Source organism: Streptomyces sp. NBC_00683 (genome assembly GCF_036226745.1).
Lineage (GTDB): Bacteria > Actinomycetota > Actinomycetes > Streptomycetales > Streptomycetaceae > Streptomyces.
Genome location: NZ_CP109013.1, coordinates 6,839,109 through 6,852,647 on the forward strand (window position 1 = coordinate 6,839,109; position 13,539 = coordinate 6,852,647).

13 protein-coding genes are annotated in these 13,539 nt (G+C 71.3%); 7 read left to right on the plus strand and 6 right to left on the minus strand.

The window, feature by feature from the left end; all coding sequences use genetic code 11:
- The first annotated feature begins 8 nt into the window (after positions 1-8).
- Positions 9-1,403, plus strand: a complete 1,395-nt coding sequence (locus OG257_RS30460; RefSeq protein WP_329212703.1) for an aldehyde dehydrogenase family protein — start codon at positions 9-11, stop codon at positions 1,401-1,403.
- Between the two features lie 99 nt (positions 1,404-1,502).
- Entirely contained in the window at positions 1,503-2,582 is a 1,080-nt protein-coding gene (locus tag OG257_RS30465) for a Zn-dependent alcohol dehydrogenase (protein ID WP_329212704.1), read from the plus strand.
- A 23-nt stretch (positions 2,583-2,605) separates the two neighbouring features.
- Here the strand turns inward: OG257_RS30465 and OG257_RS30470 are convergent, their stop codons facing one another.
- Genes OG257_RS30470 through OG257_RS30480 form a run of 3 tightly spaced genes read right to left on the minus strand, consistent with a single transcriptional unit; the run spans position 2,606 to position 4,999 of the window.
- Positions 2,606-3,553: a DMT family transporter gene (locus OG257_RS30470; protein WP_329212705.1), complete on the minus strand. Its 948-nt coding sequence runs from the start codon at positions 3,551-3,553 to the stop codon at positions 2,606-2,608.
- Between the two features lie 33 nt (positions 3,554-3,586).
- Positions 3,587-4,309, minus strand: a complete 723-nt coding sequence (locus OG257_RS30475) for an ArsR/SmtB family transcription factor (protein WP_329212706.1) — start codon at positions 4,307-4,309, stop codon at positions 3,587-3,589.
- A gap of 15 nt (positions 4,310-4,324) precedes the next feature.
- Positions 4,325-4,999, minus strand: coding sequence for a TetR/AcrR family transcriptional regulator (locus OG257_RS30480; protein ID WP_329212707.1), 675 nt, complete (start codon positions 4,997-4,999; stop codon positions 4,325-4,327).
- Between the two features lie 65 nt (positions 5,000-5,064).
- On the opposite strand from OG257_RS30480, the gene OG257_RS30485 reads away from it, so the two are divergent.
- The 3 genes from OG257_RS30485 to OG257_RS30495 all read left to right on the plus strand — a co-directional run bounded on the left by OG257_RS30485 (position 5,065) and on the right by OG257_RS30495 (position 7,290).
- Positions 5,065-6,216: an acyl-CoA dehydrogenase family protein gene (locus tag OG257_RS30485; protein ID WP_329212708.1), complete on the plus strand. Its 1,152-nt coding sequence runs from the start codon at positions 5,065-5,067 to the stop codon at positions 6,214-6,216.
- Between the two features lie 74 nt (positions 6,217-6,290).
- The gene (locus OG257_RS30490; RefSeq protein ID WP_329212709.1) at positions 6,291-6,581 is read left to right on the plus strand and encodes a YiaA/YiaB family inner membrane protein; all 291 of its coding nucleotides are present in this window, start codon (positions 6,291-6,293) and stop codon (positions 6,579-6,581) included.
- Positions 6,582-6,666: 85 nt separating this feature from the next.
- Positions 6,667-7,290, plus strand: coding sequence for a TetR/AcrR family transcriptional regulator (locus OG257_RS30495; RefSeq protein ID WP_329215431.1), 624 nt, complete (start codon positions 6,667-6,669; stop codon positions 7,288-7,290).
- Between the two features lie 50 nt (positions 7,291-7,340).
- On the opposite strand, the gene OG257_RS30500 is transcribed toward OG257_RS30495, so the two are convergent.
- Positions 7,341-7,802: a MaoC family dehydratase gene (locus OG257_RS30500; protein ID WP_329212710.1), complete on the minus strand. Its 462-nt coding sequence runs from the start codon at positions 7,800-7,802 to the stop codon at positions 7,341-7,343.
- Between the two features lie 159 nt (positions 7,803-7,961).
- On the opposite strand from OG257_RS30500, the gene soxR reads away from it, so the two are divergent.
- Complete coding sequence (gene soxR, locus OG257_RS30505) at positions 7,962-8,435, plus strand: redox-sensitive transcriptional activator SoxR (protein WP_329212711.1); 474 nt, start codon at positions 7,962-7,964, stop codon at positions 8,433-8,435.
- Positions 8,436-8,505: 70 nt separating this feature from the next.
- Here the strand turns inward: soxR and OG257_RS30510 are convergent, their stop codons facing one another.
- Positions 8,506-9,117: a hypothetical protein gene (locus OG257_RS30510; protein ID WP_329212712.1), complete on the minus strand. Its 612-nt coding sequence runs from the start codon at positions 9,115-9,117 to the stop codon at positions 8,506-8,508.
- A gap of 223 nt (positions 9,118-9,340) precedes the next feature.
- Here OG257_RS30510 and OG257_RS30515 point away from each other — a divergent pair, with 223 nt between their 5' ends.
- Positions 9,341-12,169: a penicillin acylase family protein gene (locus OG257_RS30515; RefSeq protein WP_329212713.1), complete on the plus strand. Its 2,829-nt coding sequence runs from the start codon at positions 9,341-9,343 to the stop codon at positions 12,167-12,169.
- A 75-nt stretch (positions 12,170-12,244) separates the two neighbouring features.
- Here OG257_RS30515 and OG257_RS30520 read toward each other — a convergent pair whose 3' ends face one another.
- Positions 12,245-13,513 (minus strand): exo-beta-N-acetylmuramidase NamZ family protein, encoded by a 1,269-nt coding sequence (locus OG257_RS30520; protein ID WP_329212714.1) that lies wholly within the window; start codon positions 13,511-13,513, stop codon positions 12,245-12,247.
- Positions 13,514-13,539 lie beyond the last annotated feature (26 nt).

Here is a 13,539-nt window from a genome sequence, read left to right on the forward strand (position 1 = left end):
GAACAGCCATGAAGGCGCATGACGGGATGTACATCGGCGGGGAGTGGCGGCCCGCCGCGGGCCGGGACACGATCGCGGTCGTGAATCCGGCGGACGAGCAGGTCATCGGCCACGTCCCGGCGGGTACCGCCGAGGACGTCGACGCCGCGGTGCGCGCCGCACGCGCCGCGTTCCCCGGCTGGGCGGCCACCCCGCCCGCCGAGCGCGCCGCACGGATCGCCGCCCTGCGTGACGTGCTGGCCGCCCGCAAGGACGAGATCGCCGAGACCGTCACCGCGGAACTGGGCTCGCCGCTGCCGCTGTCCCAGATGGTGCACGCGGGCGTACCGGTGCTGGTCGCCGGCTCGTACGCCGAACTGGCCGCCTCCTACTCCTTCGAGGAGAAGCTGGGCAACTCCACCGTCCTGCTGGAGCCCGTCGGCGTAGTCGGGGCGATCACCCCCTGGAACTACCCGCTCCACCAGATCGTCGCCAAGGTGGCCCCCGCGCTCGCCGCCGGCTGCACCGTCGTGCTCAAGCCGGCCGAGGACACCCCGCTCACCGCCCAGCTCTTCGCCGAGGTCACCCAGGAGGCAGGGCTGCCCGCAGGCGTCTTCAACCTGGTCACGGGCCTCGGCCCGGTCGCCGGGCAGGCGCTCGCCGAGCACGCGGACGTCGACCTCGTCTCCTTCACCGGATCCACGGCCGTCGGCAGGCGGATCGGCGCCACGGCGGGCGCGGCGGTCAAGCGCGTCGCCCTGGAGCTCGGCGGCAAGTCCGCCAACGTCATCCTCCCCGGCGCCGATCTCGCCAAGGCGGTCAACGTCGGCGTCGCCAACGTGATGTCCAACTCGGGCCAGACGTGCAGCGCGTGGACCCGGATGCTGGTCGACGGCGAGCGGTACGAGGAGGCCGTGGCCCTCGCCGCGGCGGCCGTGGCGAAGTACGTGCCCGGGGAGCGGGTCGGCCCCGTCGTCAACGCCAAGCAGCAGGCCCGGGTGCGCGGATACATCGAGAAGGGCATCGAGGAGGGCGCCCGCCTCGTCGCAGGGGGCCCCGAGGCGCCCAAGGAGCAGGGGTACTACGTCAGCCCCACCGTGTTCGCCGACGTGACGCCCGCCATGACCATCGCGCGGGAGGAGATCTTCGGCCCGGTGCTCTCGATCCTGCGGTACGAGGACGTCGACGACGCCCTGCGGATCGCCAACGACACCGTGTACGGGCTGGCCGGGGCCGTCTGGGCAGCCGACGACGCCGAGGCCGTGGCCTTCGCCCGCCGCCTGGACACCGGTCAGGTGGACATCAACGGCGGCCGGTTCAACCCGCTGGCGCCGTTCGGCGGTTACAAGCAGTCGGGAGTGGGGCGCGAGCTCGGCCCGCACGGCCTCGCCGAGTACCTTCAGACCAAGTCCCTCCAGTTCTAGGGCGTGTCCTGAAATTTCCGCCTGCCCCGCGATGCCTGGCACGCACACTCGCGGCGGTCAGGACCCGCCTTACCTCACCGACCGTCAAGGAGTCTGTTCGTGGTCCGCGCCGCTGTACTGCCCGCCGTCGGAGCTCCCCTGGAGATCACCGACATCGAACTCCCCGAGCCCGGCCCCGGCCAGGTGAGCATCTCGCTCGCCGCCGCCGGTGTCTGCCATTCGGACCTGTCCCTGACGAACGGCACCATGCGGCTGCCCGTCCCCGCCGTCCTCGGCCACGAGGGCGCCGGTACGGTCCTGTCCGTCGGTGAAGGGGTGACCGATGTCGCCCCCGGCGACGCGGTCGTCCTCAACTGGGCGCCGTCCTGCGGGAACTGCTTCCACTGCGGCATCGGTGAGGTCTGGCTCTGCGCCGACGCGCTCAAGGGCGCGGCCAACGTCCACGCCCGCACCGCCGACGGCACGGAGCTCCACCCGGGGCTGAACGTCGCGGCGTTCGCGCAGGAGACCGTCGTCGCCGCGAACTGCGTGCTGCCCGCCCCGGCGGGCATCCCGCTCACCGACGCCGCGCTGCTCGGCTGCGCGGTCCTGACCGGATACGGGGCGGTGCACCACTCCGCCCGGGTCCGCGAGGGCGAGAGCGTCGTCGTGTTCGGGGTCGGCGGGGTCGGCCTCGCCGTCCTGCAGGCCGCGCGGATCGCCGGGGCATCGAAGATCATCGCGGTCGATGTCTCACCGGAGAAGGAGGAGCTCGCCCGCAAGGCGGGTGCCACCGACTACGTCATCGCCTCCGACACCACCCCGCGCGCGATCCGCAAACTCACCGGTGGCCAGGGCGCGGACGTCGCCGTGGAGTGCGTGGGGCGGCCCGCCACGATCCGCGGGGCCTGGGAGTCCACCCGCCGCGGCGGCCGCACCACGGTCGTCGGCATCGGCGGCAAGGACCAGGTGGTGTCCTTCAACGCCCTGGAGATCTTCCACTGGGGCCGGTCGCTCACGGGCTGTGTGTACGGGAACAGCGACCCGGCGCGCGACCTGCCGGTGCTCGCCGAGCACATCCGCGCCGGACGGTTCGACCTCTCCATGCTGGTGACGGAGCGGATCGCGCTGGACGGCATTCCGGCGGCCTTCGAGAACATGATCGCGGGCAAGGGCGGCCGCGCGCTGGTCGTCTTCTAGAGGCTCCCGTACGGCGGCCCGGGTCAGGGGACCCGGGCCGCCGGCTCCTCCCGGGGTTCCGCCCGGCGCGCGCGGGTACGGGAGACCGCCACCCCGGCCAGACAGAGCAGACCGCCCGCGACCGTGAGCAGGGCGGGTACCTCGTCGAGCAGCAGCCACGACATCAGCACCACCAGGGCGGGCACCGCGTACGTCGTCGCGCCCATCCGGCCCGCGGTGGTACGCGCCAGCGCGTAGGCCCAGGTGGTGAAGGCCAGCGCCGTCGGGAAGACGCCCAGGTAGACCATGTTCAGCGTGGCGGAGACCGGCGCGTCGGCCGCCTCGGAGACCAGCACCCCGGTGAACGGCAGACAGGCGACCGTACCGATCAGACAGCCGAACGTGGTGATCTGCAGCGCGGATCCGTGCCGCAGGGCGGGCTTCTGGCTGACCACACCGCCCGCGTACGCCACCGCGGCCACGAGGCAGAGCACCACGCCGAGCACCGAGGAACTCCCGTGCCCGGACATGGAGAGACCGACCACCGCGGCCCCCGCGAACGACACGGCCATGCCCGCGAGCAGCCTTCGCGGCAGCCCCTCGCCGAGCAGCCCGGCGCCCAGCAGCGCGATCAGGATCGGGCCGATGTTCACCACCATCGCGGCGGTGCCCGCGTCGACCTGCTGCTCACCCCAGTTGAGCGCCACCATGTACAGCCCGAACCACAGCAGCCCCGATCCCACGATGCCCGGCCACGCCGCCCGGGACGGCAGCCCCTCCCGGCGTACGAGCAGGATCGCCCCGAGCGTCAGCGTCCCCGCGAGTAGCCGGCCCAGCGCCAGTGCTCCCGGTGAGTACGCCTCGCCCGCGCTGCGGATGGAGACGAAGGCGGAGGCCCACAGGACCACCGTGGTGCACGCGGCGGCGGGGGCCCGCCAGTCGCGTCCCGGAGAGGTCTGCGCAGCACGGCGCGATGTCGGTGTCGTCGTCATGGGCCCGACAGTAGGCGCGGGACGCTTCGGCGCCTACCGAATAGTTCCGGCTTCGATTCCGAGCAGTTCCGACAGGGCACGCTCCCCGTCCGGCGTGGCCTTCACCGCGCGCCCGGACCCGATGCGCACGCACCATCCCGCCGCCAGGGCGTGACCGCACAGCGCGGCCCCGGCGGCCCCCGCCAGGTGCGGGCGGCGCTCCGTCCAGTCCAGGCACTCCCGTGCGAGCGGCCGCCGCCCGTCGGGCTCCAGGACGATTCCCAGCGCCGCGAACCAGTCGAGTCCCTCGTCGGTGAGGGCGAACCCGGTGTCCTGGCGCAGCAGCCCCCGGACGGTCATCGCGTCCGTGACCGTGATGCCGAGCCGCCCGGCGAGATGGTCGTAGCAGGTGCGCCCCCGGGCCAGCGCGCTGCTGATGCCCGCCGCGCGCAGGGTCCGCGGACGCTCCTCGTCCCGCTCGGGCAGAGCGTGGGCGGCCAGCTCCTCGACGAGGCGGGCGGTGCGGCTGCCGGCGAGCCGCACGTAGCGGTGGCGGCCCTGGCGCTCCTGCGTCAGCAGCCCGCCCGCGACGAGCTTCCCCAGGTGCTCGCTCGCCGTCGAGGGGGCGACTCCGGCATGCCGGGCCAGCTCGCCCGCCGTCCAGGCGCGGCCGTCGAGCAGGGCGAGGCAGAAAGCGGCGCGGGTCTCGTCGGCGAGCAGCGAGGCCAGGGCGGCGAGGTGGGACGCGGCCGGACCGTGCGGTGTCATGCGGGCCATACGGTCCAGGATGCGTCAGCGACCGTTCGGCGCGTGCCGAAGCGTGCCGTTCGGCGCGGTCTGCTCGTACTGCAGCGCGAGGCCGTCCAGCAGGGCCCGCAGCCCTGTCTCGAAGGCGCCCTCGTCGACCTGCTGGCGGCGGTCGGCCAGCAGGTGGGCCTGGCCGAGGTGGGGGTAGTCGGCGGGGTCGTACGCCGTCTCGTCGTCGACGAATCCGCGGGCGAAGGAGCCGAGCGCCGAGCCGGTGATGAAGTAGCGCATCAGCGCGCCGATGTAGGTCGCCTGGGCGGGCGGCCAGCCGGCCCGCACCATCGCGCCGAAGACGGCGTCGGCGACCCGCAGGCCGGCCGGTCTGCGGCCGGGTCCCTGGGCCAGCACCGGGACGATGTGCGGGTGCGCGGCGAGGGCCGCGCGGTAGGAGACCGCCCAGTCGTGCAGGGCGGCAGGCCAGTCGCGGGGGTCGGCCTCCTCGAACATCGACAGATCGACCTTCGCGGACACGGCGTCGGCCACCGCGTCGAGGATCTCGTCCTTGTTGCGGAAGTGGTTGTAGAGCGAGGGTCCGCTGACCCCCAGCTCGGCCGCGAGCCTGCGGGTCGAGACGGCGTCGAGCCCCTCGGCGTCGACGAGCGCGCTCGCCGCCTCGACGATGCGGTCTCTGCTGAGGAGGGGCTTGCGCGGTCGGGCCATGCGGCACATAGTAGGGCCTGCAAACCTAAAACTAGCAGTGCTAATTAAAAGTGGGGTGTCGCAGGATGAACCTGGAGCTGAGCGAGGAGCAGGCAGCTGTCCGGGAGCTCGCCGAGAACTTCGTCGCACGGGAGATCACCCCGCATGTCGTCGAGTGGGACCGTGCCGAGAGCGTCGACAAGTCGATCGTGAAGAAGCTGGGCTCCCTCGGCTTCCTCGGGCTGACCGTCCCCGAGGAGTACGGCGGCTCGGGCGGTGACCACCTCGCGTACTGCCTGGTGACCGAGGAGCTCGGGCGCGGAGACTCGTCCGTGCGCGGCATCGTGTCCGTCTCGCTCGGCCTGGTGGCCAAGACCATCGCCTCCTGGGGCAGCGAGGAGCAGAAGCGGCAGTGGCTGCCGAGGCTCACCGCCGGAGAGGCCGTGGGCTGCTTCGGCCTCACCGAGCCCGGTACCGGCTCCGACGCGGGGAACCTCACGACGAAGGCCGTGCGCGACGGGGACGACTACGTCATCAACGGCTCCAAGATGTTCATCACCAACGGCACCTGGGCCGATGTGGTGCTGCTCTTCGCCCGTACGAACGACACCCCCGGCCACCGGGGCATCTCCGCCTTCCTGGTGCCGGCCGACAGCCCCGGCCTGACCCGTCGCACCGTTCACGGCAAGCTCGGCCTGCGCGGCCAGGCGACGGCCGAGATCGTGCTGGAGGACATCCGCGTTCCCGCCGCCACGCTCCTGGGGCCGGAGGGCAAGGGCTTCTCCATCGCCATGTCCGCCCTGGCGAAGGGCCGGATGTCGGTCGCGGCAGGCTGCGTCGGCATCGCGCAGGCCGCCCTCGACGCCGCCGTACGGTACGCGGGCGAGCGCGAGCAGTTCGGCAAGTCCATCGCGAGCTACCAGCTCGTCCAGGAGCTGATCAGCGACATCTCCGTGGACGTCGACGCGGCGCGCATGCTGACCTGGCGCGTCGCCGACCTCGTCGACCGCGGTCAGGACTTCGCCACGGCCGCGTCCACGGCGAAGCTCTTCGCCTCCGAGGCGGCCGTCCGCGCCGCCAACAACGCCCTCCAGGTGTTCGGCGGCTACGGGTACATCGACGAGTACCCGGTCGGCAAGCTGGTCAGGGACGCCCGCGTGATGACCCTCTACGAGGGCACCAGCCAGATCCAGAAGCTGATCATCGGCCGCGCGCTCACGGGAGTCTCCGCCTTCTGAGTGCCGGCTTCTGAGTGCCGAACTGAGTACGCCGACGGATGTGCCGGACGCCGCCGCGCCGGATGCTGTGCCACATGAGTGAGACAACATCGGTCAAGCAGCAGAGCACCGCCGCCTTCTACGGCCAGGCCGTCCTCTCCTTCGGAGTGGCCATGGGCGCGGTGGCCCTCGGTATCTTCTTCCTCGACGCCGACGCCTGGGTGCGCGCCTTCCTCGCCATCGGCGTCCTCTACCTCGTCACTTCGTGCTTCACTCTGGCCAAGGTCATCAGGGACCGTCAGGAGGCGGGGCAGATCATCAGCCGCGTCGACCAGGCCAGGCTGGAGAAGATCCTCGCCGAGCACGACCCCTTCCAGAAGCTCTGACGGTCTCAGCCACCGACGGCCCCTAAGCGCTTGCTCAGGTTCGCGGTATGGTGTTCGTCCTGCAGAGGGAGAGGGGCACGTGACCATGAGCACGGCGGAGCAGACCGACGGCGACGAGACGCCGTGGAGTGAGGTCACGCCCGAGGCGGCCCGGCGACTGCTCGTCGCCGCCGTCGAGGCCTTCGCCGAGCGCGGGTATCACGCGACCACCACCCGCGACATCGCCGGGCGGGCCGGGATGAGCCCGGCAGCGCTGTACATCCACTACAAGACGAAGGAAGAGCTGCTCCACCGGATCAGCAGGATCGGTCACGACCGGGCCCTGCTCCTCCTGGAGACGGCCGCCGACAGGGACGGCACGGCGGCCGAGAGGCTCGCCGGCGCCGTACGGGCCTTCGTTCGCTGGCACGCCGAGCGCCACACCACGGCCCGGGTCGTCCAGTACGAACTCGAGGCGCTCGGCGACGAACACCGCGTGGAGATCGTCGAGCTGCGCAGGAAGAGCGACGCCGCGGTGCGCCGGATCATCAGCGACGGCGTCCGGGCGGGGGAGTTCGACGTCCCCGACGTCCCGGGCACCACGCTGGCCGTGCTCTCGCTCTGCATCGACGTGGCCCGCTGGTTCAACGCGCAGGGGAGCCGGACGCCCGACGAGGTCGGCACGCTCTACGCCGACCTCGTCCTGCGGATGGTGGGGGCGCAGAAGTAGCGCACGTGCGCCGGGCGGGCCCGAGGGTCCGCCCGGCGCACGTGTACGGCTCAGAAGTAGAAGCGCGAAACCGCCTCGGCGACACAGGCCGGCTTGTCGCCGCCCTCGCGCTCGATGGTGACGAGGGTGGTCACCTGCACACCGCCGCCCACCTCCTCGACGCTCTTGAGCACACCCGTCGCGCGCAGCCGCGAGCCCACCGGCACGGTCGAGGGGAAGCGGACCTTGTTGCTGCCGTAGTTGATGCCCATCTTCACTCCCTCGACCCGCATGATCTGCGGTACGAATGCGGGCAGCAGCGAGAGCGTCAGATAGCCGTGGGCGATCGTCGTGCCGAAGGGGCCGGCGGCGGCACGCTCCGGATCCACATGGATCCACTGGTGGTCGCCGGTGGCCTCGGCGAACTGGTCGATCCTCTTCTGCTCGATCTCCAGCCACTCGCTGTGACCGAGCTCCTGGCCCACTCCGTCCCGCAGCTCCTGTGCGGACGTGAAGATCTTCGGCTCTGCCATGTTCCTGGTCCCTGCCTTCCGGCTGTCAGCCGTCGTCCCCGAACGAATGTCTAAGCGCTTGCTCAGCATGGTTGGGCGGTGCGTCCCTGTCAACGACGGACCGGCCAGGTTTTCGAAGCGGGCGGCAGGGTTCGAGGCGGGGCCAGTAGGGTTCGGGGAGTGCCACAGATCCCGCAGAAACTTCACGAACTCACGGTCGGCCAGCTTTCCGCACGCAGCGGCGCCGCCGTATCGGCCCTGCACTTCTACGAGTCCAAGGGCCTGATCACCAGCAGCCGCACCAGCGGCAACCAGCGTCGCTACACCAGGGACGCCCTGCGCCGGGTCGCGTTCGTACGCGCGGCGCAGCGGGTCGGTATCCCGCTCGCCACCATCAGGCAGGCGCTCGCCGAGCTCCCGGAGGAGCGCACGCCGAACCGGGAGGACTGGGCGCGGCTGTCCGAGGCGTGGCGCTCGGAGCTGGATGAGCGCATCAAGCAGCTGGGGCGGCTGCGGGACCATCTCACCGACTGCATCGGCTGCGGATGCCTGTCGCTGGAGACCTGTGTGCTGTCCAACCCCGACGATGTGTCCGGCGAACGGATCACGGGGTCGCGCCTGATGCCCGAGCGCAAGGCGGGGGACACCTCCTAGGGGCCCTTGCCCTGCCGGCTCCGGACGTGGACGACGCGGGGTGCGCACAGGCGAGCGCCCCCCGCGCGCTTCAGGCCGCCGACGCCAGATCCCTCGGCCGCATCCCCCGGGCCCTGGCCAGTGCTCCCGGGGTCAGTACGGGGCGGGGGACGACGATGCCGCACCCCGTGCAGACCGGGCCCGACCAGGGTTCCCGGTCCAGGTCCTGCCGCCAGACGATGCCGGTCCCGGTGCAGACCGGACATGCGGCGCCCGGCTCCGCGCTCAGGGCGGCGATCAGGCGCCCCAGCACGTCGGCGAGCGGTGCGGCGGGATGGACCCCCGGGTTGTCGCAGGGGGCGATGCCGTTGCCGCCCCAGGTCCGCCGGTGCCAGTCGTCGAACGCGCCCGGCCGGCGCAGTCCGTCGTGCTTCTCACGGCGCCGCCGTTCGGCGAACCCCGTCTCGTACGCGAGCCAGACGTCCCGCGCCTCCTCCAGCTCCTCCAGCGCACCGATCAGGCGCACCGGGTCGGGAGCCCGGTCCTCGGGTTCGATCCCGTGCCGGGCGCACAGGTGATCCCACGTGGCCCGGTGGCCGTAAGGGGCGAATCGCTCCAGGCATTTGCGCAGCGAGTACCGCCGCAAAGCCAGATCGCCCCGCGGATCGCGGACCTGTCTCGCAAGACTCCGGAAACCGGCCATGGCACTGCCACCTCCGTCGGTCGTACTTCGGCGTCAAGGGATGGACGTACGACTGCCCGTTTCGGCTCCATCGAAAGGTGAAATGTGTCCACTACCTGAGATGGCCCATGTGGGGCGGCGTGGCGACGGGTGTGGTGATTCGGAAAAAGTGACTGATGTTCATCTTACTGACGGGGTGTACCGCCAGTAACCTCCGGCGCATCGGCCATCCGGAGGAGCACGCATGCCCCCACGCACCCGCACGCTCAGAGCCGCCACAGTCGCGGCCGTTCTCGCCCTCGGTACGTCCCTGCTCGCCTCGGCCCCCCAGGCCGGCGCGGCCCAGCCGGAACAAGTCGCTGTCACCGATCACTGCCAGGGACAGTGCGCCGACATCCTGCCACCCGGCGAGAACGGCAACGCCACCCTCGTCGAGATCCTCGGCAACAAGGCGTTCGGCACCCACCCGGCTCACAGCGACGACCAGCTCGACCGCTACAACGGCCTGGTGGCGGGGCATACGAGCCTCACCGACCAGAAGCTGACCGACTTCTTCAACGACGCCTCCTTCGGGGTCGCCGCCGACCAGGTCGAGTCCGTCACGAAGCCGCGCGAGGACGTCACCATCACCCGCGACAAGAAGAGCGGCGTTCCGCACATCAAGGGCACCACCCGCTACGGCACCGAGTTCGGCGCCGGGTTCGCGGCCGGACAGGACCGCCTCTGGCTGATGGACCTCTTCCGGCACATCGGGCGCGGTGAGCTGACCTCGTTCGCCGGGGGAGCGCTCGCCAACCAGGGCCTGGAACAGCAGTTCTGGCCGCAGGCCCCGTACACCGAGGCGGACCTCGAGGCCCAGGTCGAATGGATCAGGACCACCGAGGGCCCACGCGGTGAGCAGGCGATGGCCGACGCCCAGGCCTACATCGACGGCATCAACGCCTACCGGGTGAAGTCGAAGAACGGCCGCTACTTCCCGGGTGAGTACGTCCTCACCGGAAAGATCGACTCGATCACCAACATAGGCGAGATCCAGCCGTTCAAACTGACCGACCTGATCTCCATCGCCTCGGTCGTCGGAGGACAGTTCGGCGGGGGAGGAGGCGGCGAGGTGCAGGCCGCGCTCTCGCTGCTCGCCGCCCAGCAGAAGTACGGCGTCGAGGAGGGGACCAGGGTCTGGGAGTCGTTCCGCCAGCGCAACGACCCCGAGGCCGTCCTCACCGTCCACGACGGCACCTCGTTCCCGTACGCGGGCAAGCCCGACCAGGCCCGCGGCACCGCCCTTCCCGACGCGGGCTCCGTCACACCCGAACCCCTGATCCACGACCGCACGGGTTCGGCGGGCACCGACGCGAAGGCCCCGGTCAAGGCGCCGGCCGCCCTCAAGCCGCTGCAGGGCATGTACGACGACGGCGTCATTCCGGAGGGATCGCTGCCCGGAACCGGCAGCGGCGCCCAGAAGCGCGGCATGTCCAACGCCCTCCTGGTGTCCGGCAAGCACACCGCGAGCGGCAACCCGATCGCCGTGATGGGCCCCCAGACCGGCTACTTCGCCCCCCAGCTGATGATGCTCCAGGAGCTCCAGGGCCCCGGCATCAGCGCCCGCGGCGTCTCCTTCGCCGGCGTCGGCATGTACATCCAGATGGGCCGCGGCCAGGACTACGCCTGGAGCGCCACATCGGCCGCCCAGGACATCACCGACACGTACGCCGTCGAGCTCTGCGAACCGGACGGCTCCACGCCCTCCAAGAACTCCGCGCACTACCGCAACGACGGTGCCTGCGCCCCGATGGAGAAGCTGGAGCGCACCAACTCCTGGAAGCCCACGGTCGCCGACTCCACCGCCAAGGGCTCCTACCGGATGCAGGTCTGGCGCACGGACTACGGCATCGTCACCCACCGCGCCACGGTGGGCGGCAAGCCGGTCGCGTACACCTCGCTGCGCACCACCTACCGCCACGAAGCCGACTCGATCATCGGCTTCCAGCTCTTCAACGACCCGGCGTACATCACCGACGCGGCCTCCTTCCAGCAGGCGGCCAGTCACATCGACTACGCCTTCAACTGGTTCTACGCGGACTCGCGCACCGCCGCCTTCTACAACAGCGGCATGAACCCCGTGCGAGCGGCCGGAGTCGACCCGGCGCTGCCGGTCAAGGCCGAGAAGGCGTACGAGTGGCGGGGCTACGACCCGGCCGCCAACACCACCGACTACACGCCGTTCGCCGAGCACCCGCAGTCCAGCGGCCAGGACTACTACATCTCCTGGAACAACCGCCAGGCCAAGGACTACGCCACCGCCGCGTTCGGCTTCGGCGCGGTGCACCGGGGCGACCTGCTCGACGACCGGGTGGCGGAACTGGTCGAGGACGGCGGAGTGACCCGCGCCTCCCTCACCCGCGCCATGGCGGAGGCGGCCGTCACGGACCTGCGGGGCGAGCAGCTGCTGCCCGAGCTCCTGAAGGTGCTGCGCTCCCAGCCGGTCACCGATCCCGCGCTCAACGCGGTGGTGCAGCAGCTGGACTCATGGCGCGCGGCGGGATCGCAGCGCAAGGAGACCGGTCCGGGATCGCACACCTACACGCACGCGGACGCGGTACGGATCATGGATGCCTGGTGGCCGAAACTCATCGAGGCAGAATTCCGGCCCGGTCTGGGTGACGGCCTCTACACGGCGCTCACCGCGAACCTGGCCACGGACGAGTCGCCGGCCGCGAGCCACGGGCCGAGCGGGGCGCACAGCGGTTCCGCGTTCCAGTACGGCTGGTGGGGCTTCGCCGACAAGGACCTGCGACAGGTCCTCGGACAGCCCGTCAAGGGACCGCTGGCGAAGACCTACTGCGGCAACGGCGACCTGAGCACCTGCCGCCAGGCGCTGCTCACCACGCTGAAGCAGGCGGCTGCCGAGCCCGCGACGGCCGTCTACCCCGGGGACGACAGCTGCGGGGCGGGTGAGCAGTGGTGCACCGACGCGATCGTCCACCGCGCGCTCGGCGGGATCACGCACAAGACGATCCACTGGCAGAACCGGCCGACGTACCAGCAGGTCGTGGAGTTCCCCTCCCACCGCTGACCTGGACTCATCGAGCGCCGGACGGGCATGTCGAGCCCGTCCGGCGGTCGAGGGGGAGGCAGGTGCCTCCGGCACTCACCGGTACTGGAGATACCTCTTGCGCGTGGCCCGGAACGCCGCCAGATCGGCGTTCCACGCCCCCACCACCTCATCGGTGTCCGCGCCGGCGTCGATCATCGTGCGGACCCGCGTGTTGCCCGTGAGCTTGTCGATCCAGTTGTCCGGTCGCCACGCGAACCCGCTCCACGTCCGCTTCGCCGTCACCAGCAGCGCGATGCCGGTGCGTACCGGGTCGAAGACCTCCCGGTCCTGGACGTGCACCTGGACCCCGCCCACCGTCTTCCCCTGGAACTTGGAGAACGTCGGCGCGAAGTACGCCTCACGGAAGGCCACCCCGGGCAGCTCCAGCGCGTTCGCCGCCGCCGCCCACCGGTGGTCGATCCCCTCCGCCCCGAGCAGTTCGAACGGCCGGGTCGTGCCCCGCCCCTCGGAGAGGTTCGTTCCCTCGAACAGGCACGTCCCCGAGTAGACCAGCGCCGTCTCCGGCGTCGGCATGTTGGGGCTCGGCGGCACCCACGGCAGCCCCGTCACGTCGAAGAAGTCCGAACGCCGCCACCCCGACATCTTCACGATGTCCAGCTCCGCCGGCCGCGCCGCGAGGAACTCCGCGTTGAAGAGCAGCGCCAGCTCGGCGACCGTCATCCCGTGCGCCTGGGAGATCTCCCTGCGCCCCACGAACGTCGCGAAGGCCGGGTCGAGCACCGGTCCCAGCGCCGCCCGCCCGGTCACCGGGTTCGGCCGGTCGAGCACCACGAACCGCTTGCCGGCGAGAGCCGCCGCCTCCATGCAGTCGTACAGGGTCCAGATGTACGTGTAGAAGCGGGCGCCCGCGTCCTGGATGTCGAAGACGACCGTGTCCACGCCCGAAGCCGTGAAGATGTCCGCGAGCGCCTGCCCGCTCTTGAGGTAGGTGTCGTAGACCGGCAGTCCCGTCGCCGGGTCGTCGTAGCGCCCCTCCGAGCCGCCCGCCTGCGCGGTCCCGCGGAAGCCGTGCTCCGGTCCGAAGACCGCGGTCAGATTGACCCGCTCGTCCGGGTGCATCACATCGACGATGTGCCGTACGTCCGCCGTGATCCCGGTCGGATTGGTGACGACACCGACCTTCTCTCCCGCCAGAATCCGGTACCCGTCGGCGGCCAGCCGTTCGAAGCCGGTACGGACCCCGGTGCGCCCGGCACCGTGCCCCCGGCCCGCGGCCGAGGCCGTCCCGGGCCCGGCCGTGGTGGCCGCGACGGCACCCATCGCTCCGCCGACGGCCAGCAAACCACGTCTGGACAGGGTCATTCCGCTACCTCCATGATCGCGCCGAC